General features: G+C 57.8%; 17 protein-coding genes. 16 read left to right on the top strand and 1 reads right to left on the bottom strand.

From position 1 onward, the window contains the following. The first annotated feature begins 112 nt into the window (after positions 1 to 112). From coxB to HSS18214_RS0103675, 4 genes are read left to right on the top strand one after another with little or no spacing between them, the layout of a single operon-like run. The gene (gene coxB / locus HSS18214_RS0103690; protein WP_026001695.1) at positions 113 to 1231 is read left to right on the top strand and encodes a cytochrome c oxidase subunit II; all 1119 of its coding nucleotides are present in this window, start codon (positions 113 to 115) and stop codon (positions 1229 to 1231) included. Between the two features lie 42 nt (positions 1232 to 1273). After that, on the top strand, positions 1274 to 2932 hold the full coding sequence (ctaD, locus tag HSS18214_RS0103685) for a cytochrome c oxidase subunit I (RefSeq protein ID WP_016913955.1): 1659 nt from the start codon (positions 1274 to 1276) through the stop codon (positions 2930 to 2932). A gap of 27 nt (positions 2933 to 2959) precedes the next feature. After that, positions 2960 to 3544: a cytochrome c oxidase assembly protein gene (locus HSS18214_RS0103680; protein ID WP_016913954.1), complete on the top strand. Its 585-nt coding sequence runs from the start codon at positions 2960 to 2962 to the stop codon at positions 3542 to 3544. Beyond that, positions 3541 to 4401, top strand: a complete 861-nt coding sequence (locus tag HSS18214_RS0103675) for a cytochrome c oxidase subunit 3 (protein ID WP_016913953.1) — start codon at positions 3541 to 3543, stop codon at positions 4399 to 4401. Before HSS18214_RS0103680 ends, HSS18214_RS0103675 begins: the two co-directional genes overlap by 4 nt. Before the next feature lie 4 nt (positions 4402 to 4405). Here the strand turns inward: HSS18214_RS0103675 and HSS18214_RS0103670 are convergent, their stop codons facing one another. Further along, a complete protein-coding gene (locus HSS18214_RS0103670; protein WP_016913952.1) occupies positions 4406 to 4597 on the bottom strand; it encodes a DUF2909 domain-containing protein in 192 nt (63 codons plus the stop codon). On the opposite strand from HSS18214_RS0103670, the gene HSS18214_RS0103665 reads away from it, so the two are divergent. From HSS18214_RS0103665 to pheT, 12 genes are all read left to right on the top strand, one after another. Next, entirely contained in the window at positions 4596 to 5300 is a 705-nt protein-coding gene (locus HSS18214_RS0103665; RefSeq protein WP_016913951.1) for an SURF1 family protein, read from the top strand. The genes HSS18214_RS0103670 and HSS18214_RS0103665 overlap by 2 nt on opposite strands. A 4-nt stretch (positions 5301 to 5304) precedes the next feature. After that, on the top strand, positions 5305 to 5808 hold the full coding sequence (locus HSS18214_RS0103660; protein ID WP_016913950.1) for a redox-active disulfide-containing membrane protein: 504 nt from the start codon (positions 5305 to 5307) through the stop codon (positions 5806 to 5808). 37 nt (positions 5809 to 5845) lie between these two features. Next, entirely contained in the window at positions 5846 to 6898 is a 1053-nt protein-coding gene (locus tag HSS18214_RS0103655) for a COX15/CtaA family protein (protein WP_016913949.1), read from the top strand. Between the two features lie 47 nt (positions 6899 to 6945). Beyond that, positions 6946 to 7869 carry a heme o synthase gene (gene cyoE / locus HSS18214_RS0103650; RefSeq protein WP_016913948.1) on the top strand — a complete coding sequence of 308 codons (924 nt, stop codon included), beginning with the start codon at positions 6946 to 6948 and terminating at the stop codon, positions 7867 to 7869. 91 nt (positions 7870 to 7960) lie between these two features. Next, positions 7961 to 8428, top strand: coding sequence for a DUF2489 domain-containing protein (locus tag HSS18214_RS0103645; protein WP_016913947.1), 468 nt, complete (start codon positions 7961 to 7963; stop codon positions 8426 to 8428). Positions 8429 to 8672: 244 nt separating this feature from the next. Continuing rightward, entirely contained in the window at positions 8673 to 9542 is an 870-nt protein-coding gene (locus HSS18214_RS0103640; protein WP_016913946.1) for an OmpA family protein, read from the top strand. Positions 9543 to 9748: 206 nt separating this feature from the next. After that, positions 9749 to 11671 carry a threonine--tRNA ligase gene (gene thrS, locus HSS18214_RS0103635; protein ID WP_016913945.1) on the top strand — a complete coding sequence of 641 codons (1923 nt, stop codon included), beginning with the start codon at positions 9749 to 9751 and terminating at the stop codon, positions 11669 to 11671. Positions 11672 to 11683: 12 nt separating this feature from the next. Next, positions 11684 to 12223: a translation initiation factor IF-3 gene (infC, locus tag HSS18214_RS0103630; protein ID WP_081135803.1), complete on the top strand. Its 540-nt coding sequence runs from the start codon at positions 11684 to 11686 to the stop codon at positions 12221 to 12223. An 81-nt stretch (positions 12224 to 12304) separates the two neighbouring features. Continuing rightward, positions 12305 to 12499, top strand: a complete 195-nt coding sequence (gene rpmI, locus HSS18214_RS0103625; RefSeq protein WP_016913943.1) for a 50S ribosomal protein L35 — start codon at positions 12305 to 12307, stop codon at positions 12497 to 12499. Positions 12500 to 12552: 53 nt separating this feature from the next. Next, positions 12553 to 12906 (top strand): 50S ribosomal protein L20, encoded by a 354-nt coding sequence (rplT, locus tag HSS18214_RS0103620; protein WP_009097607.1) that lies wholly within the window; start codon positions 12553 to 12555, stop codon positions 12904 to 12906. A 158-nt stretch (positions 12907 to 13064) separates the two neighbouring features. Beyond that, positions 13065 to 14084, top strand: coding sequence for a phenylalanine--tRNA ligase subunit alpha (gene pheS, locus HSS18214_RS0103615; RefSeq protein WP_016913942.1), 1020 nt, complete (start codon positions 13065 to 13067; stop codon positions 14082 to 14084). Between the two features lie 26 nt (positions 14085 to 14110). Then, positions 14111 to 16492 carry a phenylalanine--tRNA ligase subunit beta gene (gene pheT, locus HSS18214_RS0103610; RefSeq protein ID WP_016913941.1) on the top strand — a complete coding sequence of 794 codons (2382 nt, stop codon included), beginning with the start codon at positions 14111 to 14113 and terminating at the stop codon, positions 16490 to 16492. The last annotated feature ends 42 nt before the right edge of the window (positions 16493 to 16534 follow it).

The raw sequence follows: 16534 nt of genomic DNA, 5'->3' as shown, positions 1-16534 counted from the left end.
ATCACGCAGGGTTTGCGTGACGGATGGCATTTGTTTTCTATACTGAGATTGACGTCTTAATCCTGCTTTAATTAAAGCATGGGCGAGAACAACAATAATAAAGGAGGTTTCTATGCCCCCTGTGTGGCGATGGCTACTACTTCTCTCATCGAGCCTTGCCGCTGCGCCAACGGCGTTTGCCAGCGGTTGGAACATGCCTGTGGGTGTCACGGACATCAGCCGCGACATCTACAACTTACACATGACCATTTTCTGGATCTGTGTCGTGATTGGCGTCATCGTGTTCGGCGTGATGTTTTACTCGCTGTTTCGCTATCGACACGCCAAGGGAGCCAAGGCAGCCCATTTTCACGAACACACCACGGTGGAAGTGTTGTGGACGGCCATTCCTGTGCTGATTCTGGTCGGCATGGCAATTCCTGCCACCGCCACGCTCAAGAATATGTATGACGCCTCGGAAGCCGATCTGGATGTGATGATCACCGGGCAGCAGTGGCGCTGGCGCTACGAATACTTGGGCGAAGACGTTGCTTTCAACTCCAACATGAGCACGCCCTGGGAACAGATCCGAGGGGAAGAGGAGCGCGGAGAGCATTATCTGCTCGACGTGGACGAACCGCTGGTCTTGCCGATCAATCGCAAAGTGCGCTTTTTGATGACCTCAGACGATGTCATCCACTCCTGGTGGGTGCCCGAGCTGGCAGTCAAGCAGGATACGATCCCCGGCTTCATCAACGAAAACTGGGTGCAGATCAATACTCCCGGTATTTATCGCGGACAGTGTGCCGAACTGTGTGGCGTCAATCATGGCTTCATGCCTGTCGTGGTACATGCCATGGAAGAAGAGGAATTCGATGCCTGGCTGGTCGAGCGTCGAGAAGCGGCCGAGCAGGAAGCCATGGGGGTCGATCGTGAATGGGAGATGGACGAACTGATGGCCAGAGGGGAAACGGTGTACCGCGCCATCTGTTCTTCTTGCCATCAAGCCGAAGGGCAAGGGGCGATGCCGGCCTTCCCGGCATTGGCCGGTAATGATCAGTTGATCGAAGACCTGGATTGGCATATCGACAGGATCGTCAATGGGGTCTCTGGTGCGGCGATGCCGGCTTTCCGATCCACGCTCAATCCCGTGGAGCTTGCGGCGGTGGTTACCTATACCCGCAATGCCTGGGGCAATGACGCGGGTGATACGGTGCAGCCAGCCAGGATCGCCGAGCTGATTGCCCAGTAACACCAGGCTACCCATAACAATGAAAAGCAGGCGGAGAAGCTCATGGCGCCCCAACTACCCCCTCAGCACCCGTTACAGCATAGTTCCACCACCCACGCTGGCGGCCACGGCAGTGCCACTCCTGCCCATCACCAGCATGCACACCCGCCCAAAGGGCTTATGCGCTGGCTACTGACCACCAATCACAAGGAGATCGGTACGCTCTATCTGATCTTCTCTCTGACGATGTTCTTTATTGGGGGGATCTTTGCACTGGTGGTTCGAGCGGAGCTTTTCCAGCCGGGGCTCCAGTTGGTACAGCCCGAGTTTTTCAATCAGATGACCACCATGCATGGCTTGATCATGGTGTTTGCAGCCGTCATGCCTGCCTTCACGGGACTGGCCAACTGGATGATCCCGCTGCAGATCGGGGCGCCTGATATGGCGCTTCCCCGGCTCAATAACTTCAGCTTCTGGCTGCTGCCCGTCGCCTTCACGCTGCTGCTTTCAACACTTTTCATGCCGGGTGGCGGGCCCAATTTTGGCTGGACCTTCTATGCGCCCTTGTCCACCACCTATGCGCCGCCCTCCACGACCTTTTTCATTCTGGCGCTGCACATTGCTGGTATCAGCTCCATTCTGGGGGCGATCAACATCATCGCCACCATCCTCAACATGCGTGCCCCGGGGATGCGCATGATGGACATGCCGCTGTTCGTCTGGACATGGCTCATTACCGCTTTCCTGCTGATTGCCGTCATGCCCGTGCTGGCGGGGGTGATTACCATGATGCTCATGGATATAAACTTTGGGACCAGCTTCTTCGATGCTTCGGGGGGCGGTGATCCGGTGCTGTTCCAACACCTGTTCTGGTTCTTTGGGCACCCCGAGGTCTACATCATGATTCTGCCGGCCTTCGGTATCGTGTCGGCGATCATTCCTACCTTTGCGCGCAAACGTCTGTTTGGCTACGCCTCTATGGTGTATGCCACGGGGGCCATTGCACTGCTGTCGTTTTTGGTCTGGGCGCACCACATGTTCGTGGTGGGCTTGCCGCTGGTAGCCGAACTCTTCTTCATGTACACCACCATGCTGATCGCCGTGCCAACCGGCGTGAAGGTATTTAACTGGGTCACGACGCTATTTCGAGGCTCCATCAGCTTCGAACCCCCTATGCTGTTTGCCTTGGCATTCGTGGTGCTGTTCACCATCGGTGGTTTTTCCGGGCTGATGCTGGCCATTGCTCCTGCCGACTTTCAATACCATGACACGTATTTCGTGGTCGCTCATTTTCACTATGTGCTCGTGCCGGGGGCCATCTTTGCCATCATGGCAGGCGTGTACTACTGGCTGCCCAAATGGACCGGCCACTATCCCAACGAGCGTTTGGCTCAGTGCCATTTCTGGTGCTCGATCATTGGGGTCAACCTGACCTTTTTCCCCATGCATTTTGCCGGGTTGGCGGGCATGCCCAGACGGATTCCCGACTATGCGCTGCAGTTCGCCGACTTCAATCTGCTGTCTAGTATCGGCGCGTTCTTCTTCGGTTTCTCTCAACTGCTGTTCGTGCTGGTCGTCGTGCTGTGTGTCAGAGGCGGCAAAAAAGCACCGGCCAAGGCCTGGGAAGGGGCCGAAGATCTAGAGTGGAGCGTGCCCAGCCCAGCGCCACTGCATACCTTCGAAACGCCGCCTGTTTTCCATCGGCAACAGGCCCATGACTAATGGTTTGACAGGCGGGAGGGCTCGCGTATGGCGACCAGTAGTGAAAAGCAGGCGGTAGCGGTGAAGCGTACGGTCATTCGCACCGTAGCGGCGCTGGTGGGGATGTTCGCCTTCGCCTTTGCGCTGGTGCCGCTTTACGACGTTTTCTGCCGTATCACCGGGCTGAATGGCAAGGTGGATACGACCGCCCAGGCCATCGTTCATGAGGAGGTGGATACGTCGCGCTTTATTACGGTGCAGTTCATCACCCGGGGGAGTGCGGGCTTGCCCTGGCAAATGAGCGTAGCCACGCGTCAAATGCGCGTGCATCCCGGTCAAACCGCCGAGGTCGATTTTACCTTCACCAACAATAGCCAGTCCCAGAATTGGGGGCGGGCAGTGCCCAGCGTGTCGCCTTCCAATGCCACCACACACTTGCGCAAGGTCAGCTGTTTCTGTTTTCAAGAGCAGCAGTTGCAGGGGCAGGAGCGGTTGACCATCCCGTTGGTATTTCAACTGGCTCGCGACCTGCCGCCGGATATCAATACCATCACGCTGGTATATACCCTCTACCCCGTTCATCGCGTCGCACGAAGTGACGCCTATGAAAGCGTTCCAGGAGGCAGCATATGAGCAGTGGCAGCTATTACGTACCTGCGACCAGCCGGTGGCCCGTATTGGGCTCGATTGCGCTGGGTGTGATGATGATCGGTGCCGGTATTCAACTGGTCTATGGCACCGGTATGCCGGTTTTGGCGGTTGGATTGGTGGCCGTGGTGGCGGTCATGGGTCTCTGGTTCCGCGATGTCGTGCATGAGTCGATGGGCGGTTTGTACGATGCCCAGATGGATCGCTCGTTTCGCTGGGGAATGGGGTGGTTCATCTTTTCGGAAGTGATGTTCTTTGCAGCCTTTTTCGGCGCGCTTTTCTACATCCGCACCTTTGCACTCCCTTGGCTGGGCGGCGAGGGCGCCAAAGGGGTTTCGGCGCTGCTATGGCCTGGCTTCATTCCCGAGTGGCCGTTATTGAATCCTCCTGATGCTGCCGTGGCAGGGCCCCATAGCGTGCTGAGCCCGTGGCAGTTGCCGCTGGTCAATACCCTGCTGCTGATCACCTCTAGCATTACCCTGACCGTCGCTCATGAAGCGCTCAAGATGGGCTATCGATCAACATGCCGGAATTGGCTGGCGGCGACGGTGGGGTTGGGCATTTGCTTCATCGTCATCCAGGGGGTCGAGTATTACGAGGCCTACCATCATTACGGGATTACCCTGGAAGCCGGTATTTTCGGGGCGACCTTTTTTATTCTGACGGGCTTTCATGGCATCCACGTGATCATTGGCACGCTAATTCTGGCCATCATGCTGGTCAGAATCATCAAGGGCCATTTCGCCAATGAGCAGCATTTTGCTTTCGAGGCCTCCTGCTGGTACTGGCATTTTGTCGATGTCGTATGGGTGGGGCTGTTCATCTTTGTCTATGTACTGTAGGGCGTCAGCCCAGTTCGCCTGACCAGAAGCCAAAAATGAGCAATGCCATGAGCAGACAGCCCAGGCCGACACGCCACTTCAGCGAGGTCAGAAGGCGCCGTGAAGCGCCGTGGTCTCGCAATAGAAAGCCAGCACCTGCGGCTAGGCTGACCAACATGCCTATGAACACCAATGCGATCAGTAATTTGAGTGCCATGCGCCGACGCTCCCGTGTCACCTTGCGGTTGTTGGTATGGGGGTGTTTTTGGACCGTGGTGGTCGTTGCTGGTGTGCTATTAGGACTATGGCAGTGGGAGCGTGCTGCTGACAAGCAGCGATCGCTTGATCAGCGTGCCGCCGCGCCCTCCCTGATAGCACCGGTCAGTGAGCCGGCTGAGGGTGCCACACTACGCTTGCAGGGCGAGTATCTGGCGGAGCATACGCTCTATCTCGATAACCGAATCGTCAATGGACGGCTGGGCGTTGCCGTGCTGACGCCTTTGCGTGACGAGCATGGTCAGCTCTGGCTGATTCAGCGGGGGTTCATGGAAACCGGCAGTAGTCGCGAGCCGCCGGTCTCCTCGACCCCAGCAGGCCAGGTGCAGGTCGTCGGAGAGTGGCAGAGAGCCCATTCGGATGGCCTCCTTTACGGCAACAACCTGGAAGGGGTGAGGCTGCAACGGTTAGATCTGGCTCCCTGGGCCTCGGCGCTTGGGGCGTTCCGTTTTGCCGGATGGGTGCATGCTCACGAGGGGGAGGGTGTCCTGACCCCCTGGTGGGAAGCCAATGTGGTGCCACCGGCGCGTCATCAGGCCTATGCGTTTCAGTGGTGGGGCCTAACGCTGGCGGCTCTGGTGGTGATGCTGATCGGCGGTCGCCGCCTCATGAACGACCCAAGGGTCGAGAGAATCAGGAGTTAACCCGATGTCATCCAGCGCAAAGCGTTTCCCTCGCTTTATCCTGGTGCTACTGTTCGTGGCGTTTGCCGCGCCGGTGGTGATCGCATGGATCATGGTGACATGGCGAATTGGTATACCCACCCACTACACCGCCTACGGGGATGTTTCCGTGACCGCGCCGCCGCTGGAAGAGTGGCCACTAACGTCTAGACTTGAGCCTGGTGAGCAGTGGATGCTGGTGTTCGAATGCGTGGAGCCCTGTGACGCAAGGCAGGATGAGCTATGGCGTCTGCACCGGGCTCTTGGGCGAGAAGCGGGTCGCCTGCAGCGCCTCAGGATCGGCGGCGACCTGCAGATGTTGCCTGGCGAGACCGCCACGGCCTGGCACCGCTTGCCCAACTGGCGTGGCGAACAGCGTGTCTGGGTGCTGGACCCCGCAGGCCGCCCTGCGCTGGCCTACCACGCAACGGCCCCCGCGTCGGATATGCTGAAAGATATTAGACACTTGTTCAAAGTGAACGCTTTGTAATTCTCTCCCGGCGACTGATCAGCCGTAAGGACACGTGATGATTCATTCCGATAAGCACCGTTTGCGCCTGCTGGTAGCGCTGAGCCTGGCCGGTACGCTGTTGACGATGCTGGTCATTCTGGTGGGGGCCTGGACTCGGCTGGTGGATGCGGGGCTAGGGTGCCCCGACTGGCCTGGTTGCTACGGGCGGTTGTTGGTGCCGGATAGCGAACATGCCGCACTGCGCCATCCGGATGTGCCGCTTGACCCCTTCAAGGCCTGGGTCGAGATGGGGCACCGCTATGTCGCTAGCTTTCTCGGTCTGCTGGTGATCGGAACGCTGCTTCTGGGGTGGCCATTGAGGCGCCGAGAAGGCTATCCCTGGAAGGTCAGCGTCGCGCTGCTGATCGTGATTCTCATACAAGGTGCGTTTGGCGCTTTTACCGTGACGTTGAAGCTCTGGCCGCAGGTGGTCACGCTACACTTGCTGGGCGGGCTCAGTGTGTTGATGCTGTTTTTTTGGCTTCATCTGCGCATTCGTCGGTCGGCGAAAGGGGTGTTGGTGCCCCCCAGAAAGTCAGGCCCGCTCTGGCTTCTGGCAGGCGCGGCGCTGGTACTGCAGCTGGCGCTGGGTGGCTGGGTCACCAGCAATTATGCCGGTATTGCTTGCCAGGGATTTCCCACCTGTAACACCCAGTGGTGGCCGGATATGGACCTGAGCGAAGGGTTTCATCTGACCCAGACCGTGGGCCCCAATTATTTACATGGTCAGCTGCATGCCGATGCGCGCACCGCCATTCATGTGGTGCACCGCTTGGGTGCCTTGCTGCTGGGTGTCGTGCTGCTGGCGCTCTGGTGGCGCTATCGCCGCCAAAGTGAGGTCGTGGGTGCCTTGTCCATGGTCGTGTTGCTGTACCTGCTACAGGCAGGGTTGGGCGTTGCCAATGTGCTGCTCTGGCTGCCGTTATGGCTAGCGCTGCTGCATACCGCGGGCGCCGTGCTGTTGTGCCTGGGGCTGGGGTGGGCCTGGTGGCGCTACCGTTATATGCCTGAACGATCACACGCAGTGCAGGCGCTCGACGGGAAAGCGTTATACGTGCAGGCCCGATAGTCCAATGATTGACCTTGAAAACAATAACAATCCATCAGGTGATCACTATGCGATACGCAACGCTGGATACCACGTTACCCACCATCCGTTGGGGGGTGTTGAAAGAGCTGGTGTTACTGTGCAAGCTCAACGTGGTGGTCGTCATGCTGGTATGCACGGCCGTTGGTATGGCCTTGGCTACGCCGGGGTTGCCGCCGTTGAAAGCCATGGTGTTCGGTCTGCTGGGCGTCGGATTGGCCTCCAGTGGGGCCGCCGCTTTCAACCATATCATCGACCGCCATCTGGACGCTGTGATGACGCGCACGTCACGCCGACCGTTAGCGGCGCACCGCCTGCCTGTCTGGATGGCCATGCTATGGGCCGTAGGGCTGTCGGTGGCGGGCGTGGGGCTACTGGCCTGGCAGGTGAACACGCTAGTGGCATTTTTGACACTGGCATCGCTGGTGGGCTACGCCGTGCTGTATACCGCGTACCTGAAACGTGCCACCCCACAGAATATCGTGATTGGAGGCGTCGCGGGGGCGGCGCCTCCGCTGCTGGGCTGGGTGGCCGTAACGGGCAGCATTGCGGCGGAGCCTTTGCTGCTGATGCTGATCATCTTCGTCTGGACGCCGCCGCATTTCTGGTCGCTGGCTATTCACAAGCGTGAAGACTACGCCTGCGCGGGTATTCCCATGTTGCCGGTCACCCATGGCGTGGCGTTTACGCGACTGCAGATTTGGTTGTACAGCTGGCTGACCGTGGCGGCGTCGCTTTTGCCGATGGTGGTAGGCATGAGTGGCTGGGTGTATCTGGTGATCGTCATGGCGCTCAATGCACGATTCATCTACTGGGGCTGGCGCGTCTGGAGGGGCGATGACCAGGCAGTGCCACTGCTGGCCTTCTGGTTTTCCATTCGTTACCTGCTGGGGCTGTTTGGTGCACTGCTACTGGACCATTATACTTTTCTGGCACCACCAGTTTTTGGCTAGCGTGAGCGGATTAACGACAAAGTTGGTCTATGTTGTAGAAAGCAGTGTACAATTTCCGTTAAACTATTCTGGCTTGATATAAAGAGGTTTCATGAGCTCTACCGTCGCACTATTGTTACTGGCCGTCGCGCTGGTGGTCATTGCCGGTTTGGGGGGGTATGCGTACTCCCTGCGCCAAGAGGTGAAACGTCGTGAAGCTTTTCGCCTGGAGGAGGAGCAGCGAGCCCAGCAGAACAGTCTGGAAAACCTGGATTACGTGGTGAGCGCGCTGGTGCAGGAGCAGGTAGATATCACCGAAGGTTCCTGGCGGTGTAAGGTATTGCTGGAGATCGTTGATCCCAGCCTTGCGGAGAGACCAGAGTTTCAGGCATTTGCAGAAGTCTATAACCGCACTCGGCACCTCAAGACCCACTCTGCACGCAAGCAATTGACCCCTCGGGAACGAATGCGTGAAGACAAGGAGCGCCTCGAAGTCGAGGCGGAAATGCGTCCTGCCGTACTCGCCGCTGCTGCGGCTGTGATCCAGTGGCGCGCCAAAGGTTCCAAGGCGTTACACTGATTTTTAGTGTCATTGGTGTCAGCTTTGCTATGCTAAACACGTCGGTATTGGCAAGAAGTTGATATCACGGCATTGTTGCCTTCTAACGCTGAAACGTTAATGATAGGCACCTCGTTCGTTTTCATGATGCGCCAAGGCGCCCATCCTGAAGAAGAACAGCGAAAAATGGATGCTCTCGCTAAAAGAAGCATTAGATAGATTTGGTCAATGACCATATCAGCATTGGATCAAGAAGGAGTCTTGCATGAAAAAGTCAACAACTGGCTTGCTAATCGGTTCTGCCCTCGTAGTAGGCCTCTCTGGCTGTGCCAGCTCTGCCTCTCAGTCTTCTGGTCAGGCGAGTGCAAGCAGCGACCGTAGCTGGTACCAGCACCCCGCCGTATGTGGTATTGCCGGTGGCCTGATCGGTGGCAGCATTGGTTATGCTACTAGCGGCAGCTCTGATGAAGACGTTGGCGCGGCTACTGGCTTCGCGGCAGGCGCTGCCATTGGCGGTCTGTTGTGTGCCGATCATACTCCTGAGCCGGTTGCGCCGCAGTGCCCGAGTTATGGTGAAGTGCCTGCTGGCGTCGCGGTAGATGCTGAAGGCTGCCCGCTGGACTCCGACGGTGACGGCGTGCCGGACTACCGTGACCAGTGCCCGGGAACGCCTGCTGGTGTTGCGGTAGATGCCAATGGCTGCCCGCTGGACTCCGACGGTGACGGCGTGCCGGATTACCGTGACCAGTGCCCTGACACCCCGGCTGGCGTTGCCGTGAATGCCCTGGGTTGCCCGGAAAGCATGGTGCTGCGTGACGTCAACTTCGAGTTCGACTCCGCACAGCTCACTACCAATGCACAGCAAGTGCTGAATGGCGTTGCCGAGCGTCTGGTGAACAATCCTGACGTGCGTGTTAGCATCGAAGGTCACACCGATTCACGCGGTTCTGCTGAATACAATCAGAACCTGTCTCAGCGTCGTGCCGAGTCTGTGGCTGCCTACCTTGCCCAGCGTGGCGTAGAAGCTAACCGCATGCGCGCTGTAGGTTACGGCGAAGAGCGTCCTGTTGCCACCAACGACACTGACGAAGGTCGTGCACAGAACCGTCGCGTAGAACTGGATGAGTGGAACTAATCACTTGCCAGCATAATGCTCCTTGACAGGCTGTACGCCTGACGCTGAAAGAGAGCAAAAGAACGGGAGGCCATGGGCCTCCCGTTTTATTTTACGAGATGCCAAAGTCTGTTAGGCTGTCGGCCGGTTTTGAGTCCGTTTTTCTACCGTTGATAGCGAAATGTGATCCCTGGTATGGATCACCACTGCGCTCAAGGAATATTTGAATGCCCATAGTGACACTGCCTGACGGCAGCCAGAGAACATTTGATAGCCCCCTTTCCATCATGCAGTTGGCAGAGTCCATTGGCCCTGGTTTGGCCAAGGCCTGCGTGGCGGGCAAGATTGATGGGGTGCTGGTGGATGCAGCGGATGTCATCGAGCAGGATGCCGATGTCTCCATCATCACGGCGCGTGACGACGAGGGGCTGGAGATCATTCGCCACTCGTGTGCACACCTGATTGGTCATGCCGTGAAGCAGCTCTACCCCAATGCCAAAATGGCGATTGGCCCGGTCATCGATGATGGGTTTTACTACGATATCGATTTTGGCCAATCCGTGACGCCCGAAGATCTGGAAGCGATCGAGAAGCGTATGCAGGCGTTGATCGATCAGGAGTACGACGTAGTGCGTGAATACGTCGATAGCGCCAAGGCCATGGCCACTTTCGAGCAGCGTGACGAGCCCTATAAGCAGGAAATCATCCGTGACATTCCTGACGGTGCCGCTATCCGCCTGTATCACCATGAAGAGTATACGGACATGTGTCGGGGGCCTCACGTCCCGAACACCCGGCATCTGAAAGCTTTCAAATTGACCAAGCTGGCAGGTGCCTACTGGCGGGGGGACGCTTCCAACCCGATGCTTACGCGTATTTACGGTACGGCCTGGAGTGATAAAAAGCAGCTCAAGGCTTACCTGAAGCGGCTGGAGGAAGCTGAGAAGCGTGACCACCGTAAATTGGCGCGTAAAATGGACCTCTTCCATCTCCAGGAAGAAGCCCCGGGCATGGTGTTCTGGCACCCCAATGGCTGGACCATGTATCAGGCTCTTGAAGAGTACATGCGTAATGTGCAGCGGGCGCATGGCTACCAGGAGATCAAGACACCCCAGGTGGTCGATCTTTCGCTGTGGAAAAAATCAGGCCACTGGGGGCACTACAGTGAGCTGATGTTCACCACGGAGTCCGAGAAGCGTGAGTACGCGGTCAAGCCGATGAACTGTCCTTGCCATGTGCAGGTGTTCAATCAGGGCCTGAAGAGCTACCGCGACCTGCCTTTGCGCCTGGCCGAGTTTGGCAGCTGCCATCGTAATGAACCCTCTGGGTCACTGCATGGTCTGATGCGTGTACGCGGGTTTACCCAGGACGATGCACACATCTTCTGCACCGAAAAGCAGATTCAGGCAGAAGCCGAAGCGTTCATTGCGTTGACGTTGCAAGTCTACAAGACGCTGGGGTTCGATGACGTCGAGTTGAAGCTGTCCACGCGCCCTGAAGACTTCCTTGGTGAAGCAGAAATGTGGGATCGCGCCGAGCAGGGCCTGGAAGCTGCCTTGAATGCCACGGGGCTTGAGTGGGAGTTGCAGCCGGGTGAGGGGGCTTTTTATGGTCCCAAAATCGAGTTTGCGCTGCGCGACTGTCTGAACCGAGTATGGCAGTGCGGCACCCTGCAGCTGGACTTCAACCTGCCGGGCCGTTTGGGCGCCCAGTACGTGGATGAAGACGGGGCGCGCAAGACGCCGGTCATGCTGCACCGTGCCATTCTGGGCTCTTTCGAACGTTTCCTGGGTATTTTGATTGAGCACTACGCAGGTGCTATGCCATTATGGTTGGCCCCGCAGCAAGCGGTGTTGATGACGATTACCGATGCACAGCGCGATTTTGCTCTGGAAGTGGAGCGTCGGCTGCAAAAAAATGGCTTACGGGTCAAGGCGGACTTGAGGAACGAGAAGATCGGCTTTAAAATCCGTGAGCATACATTACAGAAAGTTCCCTATCTTCTGGTGGTAGGAGATAAGGAAGTAGAAGCTGACTCAGTGGCCGTGCGTACTCGCAGCGGCGAAAATCTCGGCACCATGACCATCGATGAGTTCATCGAAAAGTTCAGTGCAGAGAGAGCAGCCCTGGCGACATCGTCAATTGCCTAAGGAGACAGAGCAATCAAGCGAAGCAATCAGCGCGGGCGTCCACAAGATAAACGCCCACCAATGAACGAGCGGATCACCGAAGAAGAAGTACGTTTAATCGATGCCGAAGGCGAGCAGTTGGGTGTTGTGCCCACCTCCGAGGCTCTTGAGCGTGCAGAAGCGGCAGGTCTGGATCTCGTGCAAATTTCGAATGCCGACCCCATCGTCTGTAAGATCATGGATTACGGTAAATTCGTTTTTGAGACCAAGAAGCAGAAAGCGGCTCAAAAGAAAAAGCAGAAGCAAATCCAGGTCAAGGAAGTCAAATTCCGTCCTGGCACCGACGAGGGCGATTATCAGGTCAAGCTTAAAAACCTGATTCGCTTCCTGGAAGGTGGTGACAAAGGCAAGGTCACATTGCGCTTCCGTGGTCGTGAAATGGCGCATCAGGACATCGGCCGCAAGCTGATGGAGCGAATCGCGGCAGACCTGGAAGAGATCGGAGCGGTGGAGTCTTTCCCGAAAATGGAAGGCCGCCAGATGATCATGATCCTTGCCCCGAAAAAGAAGTGATCCAACGGCGTTGTTAACGGGCCAGCGCGTGTGCGCTGGTCGGCCCTGGGTTTTCTAAAAAATATCGAGCGGAGTTATCTCATGCCGAAAATCAAAAGCAACAGCGGCGCTGCCAAGCGCTTCAAAAAGACCGCTAACGGCTTCAAGCACAAGCAGTCTTTCCGTAGCCACATCTTGACCAAGAAGTCGACCAAGCGTAAGCGTCAGCTGCGTGGCATGAAGCAAGTACATGCTGCCGACAAAGCGCTGATTCAGCGCATGCTGCCGAACCTGTAAGGTCGAATTTTCTTATCTGAGCATTGCCTCAGTCATAAAGTCAGGAGTGTGTTATGACCCGTGTTAAGCGTGGCGTAGTTGCCCGTCGTCGCCATAAAAAAGTTCTGAAGCAGGCCAAAGGTTACTACGGTGCCCGTTCGCGTGTTTTCCGCGTAGCCAAGCAGGCTGTCATCAAGGCCGGTCAGTATGCCTACCGTGACCGTCGCAACCGCAAGCGCCAATTCCGCGCTCTGTGGATTCAGCGTATCAACGCTGGTGCACGTATCAACGGCATGTCTTACAGCCGCTTCGTCGGTGGCCTGAAGAAAGCCGGTATTGAAATTGACCGTAAAGTATTGGCCGACCTGGCTGTACACGAGAAAGCCGCTTTTGCTGCTATCGTGGAAAAAGCCAAGGCTGCCCAATAAGGCACTTCTCGCTGGGCTAGCCTGGCGTGAAATGCCCGTGGTCATTTCAGTGTGACCCATGCAGGGGAAGAGCAGCCGCTCTTCCCCTGTTTTTTTTGTCACCTTCTACATGCCAGCCATCCCCGTGGATGGAGCCGCTTAATTCGGAGTGAAATCGGATGGACCACCTTCCTACTCTGGTGTCAGAGGCCCGCGAAGCTATCCAGGCTGCGCAGAGTGTCTCGGCGCTGGATGAGCTACGCGTTCGTTACCTGGGCAAGAAAGGCGAAGTAACCACCTTGCTGAAAGGGTTGGGTAAACTGTCGGCGGAAGAGCGCCCTGCCGCAGGCGAGCAGATCAATCTGGCCAAGCAGACCCTGTCGGCGGAGATCGACGCCAAACGCCAGCAGCTGGAAAATGCCGCCCTTGATGCGCGCCTGGCAGCAGAGCGCATCGATGTCACTCTGCCAGGGCGTGGGCAAGCCAGCGGGGGGCTGCATCCCGTGACGCGAACCCTGGAGCGTATCGAAGGGCTGTTTACCAGGATTGGCTACGATGTGGCGGTAGGGCCTGAAATCGAGGACGACTACCACAATTTCGAAGCGCTTAATATTCCTGCTCACCATCCTGCGCGGGGCATGGCGGATACGTTTTATTTCGATGCCACTCGCTTGTTGCGTACTCACACCTCGCCCGTGCAAGTGCGTACCATGAAGAGTAGCGAGCCGCCCATCCGGATCGTTTGTCCGGGGCGCGTTTATCGCAGCGATTCTGATCTGACCCACACGCCCATGTTCCACCAGGTAGAAGGGCTGCTGGTGGATGAAGGCGTCAGTTTTGCCGACTTGAAAGGCACCATCGAAGATTTTCTACAGGCGTTTTTCGAGCGTGACGACCTGTCGGTGCGCTTCCGTCCTTCCTATTTCCCTTTTACCGAGCCCTCGGCGGAAGTCGATATTCAGTGTGTGATGTGCAGCGGTGAAGGGTGTCGTGTCTGCTCTCACAGTGGCTGGCTGGAAGTCATGGGTTGCGGCATGGTGCATCCTGAGGTCTTTCGCCATTCGGGAATCGATACCGAGCGCTATACCGGATTTGCGTTCGGCATGGGCGCCGAGCGTCTGGCCATGTTGCGCTACGGGGTCAATGACCTACGCCTATTCTTCGAGAACGATTTGCGCTTCCTGCGCCAATTCACCTGATACTGCTGCTTACGACGGGAAAAATTATGAAGTTTTCAGAACAGTGGCTGCGTGAATGGGTCTCTCCGCAGTTGGATGCGCAAGCCATTGCCGATCAGATCACCATGGCAGGGCTTGAAGTCGACGCGGTCGAGGCCGTTGCTGCTGCTTTCAGTGGTGTCGTCGTTGCCGAAGTGCTGAGTAAAGAGAAGCACCCGGATGCCGATAAGCTGAATGTGTGCAGCGTGAATGATGGCACCGGTGCGCCTGTCCAGGTGGTGTGTGGTGCCGCCAACGTGGCAGTCGGTCAGAAAATTCCTTTTGCCCAGGTGGGCGGAGTGCTGCCGGGCGACTTCAAGATCAAGAAGGCCAAGCTGCGTGGTGTCGAATCCAACGGCATGATCTGCTCGGCGTCCGAGCTGGGGTTGGAGGAAGAGACCTCGCCAGGCATTCTGGTGCTCTCCGAGGCCGCGCCGGTCGGCGTCAGCTTCCGCGAGTACATGCAGCTGGACGACATGACCATCGAGGTCGATCTGACGCCTAACCGCGGTGACTGCCTGAGTATCAAAGGATTGGCGCGCGAGGTAGGGGTGTTGAATCGACTGCCTGTCAGCGGTCCGCAGATGACGCCGGTGCCCGCCACGATCGACGATACTTTCCCGGTGCGCGTGGATGCCGTAGAGCAGTGCCCCCGCTATCTGGGGCGTGTTATCAAGGGTGTCGATGTTCAGGTGGAGACGCCGCTATGGATGGTAGAGCGACTGCGTCGCAGTGGCGTGCGCTCGATCGATCCGGTCGTCGATGTCACCAACTACGTTATGCTAGAGCTGGGCCAGCCGTTGCATGCCTTTGACCGCGACAACCTTCATGGCGGGATTTGCGTGCGCATGGCGCAGCCATCCGAGCGACTGACCTTACTGGACGGGCAGGACGTAGCGCTGCGTCAGGATACGCTGTTGATTGCTGATGAGCGTGGGCCTCTGGCCATGGCCGGCGTCATGGGTGGGGAGAACTCTGGCGTCAACGAGCAGACGCACACTATTTTCCTGGAGTCGGCGTTTTTCGCGCCGTTGGCGATTGCTGGCAAGGCACGCTCTTATGGCCTCCATACGGATGCCTCGCACCGCTATGAGCGTGGGGTGGACCCTGAGCTGGCCAGCGTGGCCATCGAGCGGGCGACCCAGCTACTGCTGGAAATTTGCGGTGGCCAGGCAGGTCCGGTAACGGAGGCGGTTCACCAGCAGGCGTTGCCTGCAGCGAAGACCATCATGCTGCGTGAAGCGCGGCTCGAAGCGGCGCTTTCCAAGCAGCTGCCGGGCGATGAAGTGAGCGATATTCTCGAGCGCCTGGGGCTGCAAGTGGAGCGCTTGGCCGAGGGTTGGAAGGTCAAGGCAGCCAGCTGGCGTTTTGACATTGCCATCGAGGAAGACCTCATCGAAGAGGTTGCTCGTGTACATGGGTACAACAATCTGCCCGTTCGTCGTCCAGCTGCTCGCTTGGCACTGCGTCCTGCCAACGAGTCGACCCTGACGCTGGCGCGTCTGCGTAACCAGCTGGTGGCCCGTGGTTATCAGGAGGCGGTGACGTATAGTTTCGTCGCCCCAGACCTGCAAGCGGCACTGCTGCCGGACGCCGTGTCACCCGTGCTGGCCAATCCGATTTCGTCGGATCTGTCCGTCATGCGAGCCAGCCTGTTTCCGGGGCTGGTGAGAGCCTTGGAACACAACCTCAACCGCCAGCAGACGCGCGTTCGCCTTTTCGAGACCGGGCTGGTGTTCAACGGTCCGCTGGACGAGCTCTCGCAGGTGCCCATGATGGGGGCGCTAGTGTGCGGTGGGCGTGAGGCCGAGGGCTGGAGTGGCGGCAAGGCAGCCGTCGACTTCTACGATCTCAAGGGGGACCTGGAGAGTGTGCTGGCACTCGGGGGGGCGGCAGAGGATTGGCGTTTCGAGCCCGGCGAGCACGCTGCCCTGCATCCGGGGCAAACGGCCAGGGTGCTGCATAAAGGAGAGCCGGTTGGCTGGATCGGCACGCTGCATCCTCAGGTGCGTGCCAAACTGGGCTTGAAAGTGGATGCCGTGCTGTTCGAAGTGCGGCTGGACGCCTTGAGTCAAGGTGCGATTCCCGCCTTCGAGCCGCTCTCCCGCTACCCCGAAGTTCGCCGCGACCTGGCGTTCACGGTCAAGGAGGAGACGCCCGTTCAGGCGCTGCTTGACTGTGCAAAGTCACAGGCGGGGGAAAGCTTGAAAGACATCAAGCTGTTTGATGTCTATGCTGGTAAGGGCGTTGCCGAAGGTCACAAGAGCATTGCGTTGGGCTTGACCTGGCAGCACGCATCGCGCACGCTAAATGATGAAGAAATCAACCAGTTGGTTGATGCCATTGTGACTACCGTGCGTACCGAGCTGAACGCTGATCTGCGCGGTTGATGACGCCATGCCATGACATGACGCTTACCACGATCCTGGCAG

Origin of the sequence: Vreelandella stevensii S18214 (assembly GCF_000275725.1) — a bacterium.
Classification (GTDB): domain Bacteria; phylum Pseudomonadota; class Gammaproteobacteria; order Pseudomonadales; family Halomonadaceae; genus Vreelandella; species Vreelandella stevensii.
Note: the sequence above shows the minus strand (reverse complement) of the source record. Positions and strands in the feature narration are given on the sequence as shown.

Excerpts from the sequence above, each read along its gene's own strand:
- HSS18214_RS0103660 (WP_016913950.1), top strand. The coding sequence starts at position 5,305 with ATGTCATCCAGCGCAAAGCGTTTCCCTCGCTTTATCCTGGTGCTACTG.
- rpmI (WP_016913943.1), top strand. The coding sequence starts at position 12,305 with ATGCCGAAAATCAAAAGCAACAGCGGCGCTGCCAAGCGCTTCAAAAAG.
- pheS (WP_016913942.1), top strand. The coding sequence starts at position 13,065 with ATGGACCACCTTCCTACTCTGGTGTCAGAGGCCCGCGAAGCTATCCAG.
- ctaD (WP_016913955.1), top strand. The coding sequence starts at position 1,274 with ATGGCGCCCCAACTACCCCCTCAGCACCCGTTACAGCATAGTTCCACC.
- HSS18214_RS0103645 (WP_016913947.1), top strand. The coding sequence starts at position 7,961 with ATGAGCTCTACCGTCGCACTATTGTTACTGGCCGTCGCGCTGGTGGTC.
- coxB (WP_026001695.1), top strand. The coding sequence starts at position 113 with ATGCCCCCTGTGTGGCGATGGCTACTACTTCTCTCATCGAGCCTTGCC.
- rplT (WP_009097607.1), top strand. The coding sequence starts at position 12,553 with ATGACCCGTGTTAAGCGTGGCGTAGTTGCCCGTCGTCGCCATAAAAAA.
- cyoE (WP_016913948.1), top strand. The coding sequence starts at position 6,946 with ATGCGATACGCAACGCTGGATACCACGTTACCCACCATCCGTTGGGGG.
- HSS18214_RS0103670 (WP_016913952.1), bottom strand. The coding sequence starts at position 4,597 with ATGGCACTCAAATTACTGATCGCATTGGTGTTCATAGGCATGTTGGTC.
- pheT (WP_016913941.1), top strand. The coding sequence starts at position 14,111 with ATGAAGTTTTCAGAACAGTGGCTGCGTGAATGGGTCTCTCCGCAGTTG.
- thrS (WP_016913945.1), top strand. The coding sequence starts at position 9,749 with ATGCCCATAGTGACACTGCCTGACGGCAGCCAGAGAACATTTGATAGC.
- HSS18214_RS0103675 (WP_016913953.1), top strand. The coding sequence starts at position 3,541 with ATGAGCAGTGGCAGCTATTACGTACCTGCGACCAGCCGGTGGCCCGTA.
- HSS18214_RS0103665 (WP_016913951.1), top strand. The coding sequence starts at position 4,596 with ATGCGCCGACGCTCCCGTGTCACCTTGCGGTTGTTGGTATGGGGGTGT.
- HSS18214_RS0103640 (WP_016913946.1), top strand. The coding sequence starts at position 8,673 with ATGAAAAAGTCAACAACTGGCTTGCTAATCGGTTCTGCCCTCGTAGTA.
- HSS18214_RS0103655 (WP_016913949.1), top strand. The coding sequence starts at position 5,846 with ATGATTCATTCCGATAAGCACCGTTTGCGCCTGCTGGTAGCGCTGAGC.
- HSS18214_RS0103680 (WP_016913954.1), top strand. The coding sequence starts at position 2,960 with ATGGCGACCAGTAGTGAAAAGCAGGCGGTAGCGGTGAAGCGTACGGTC.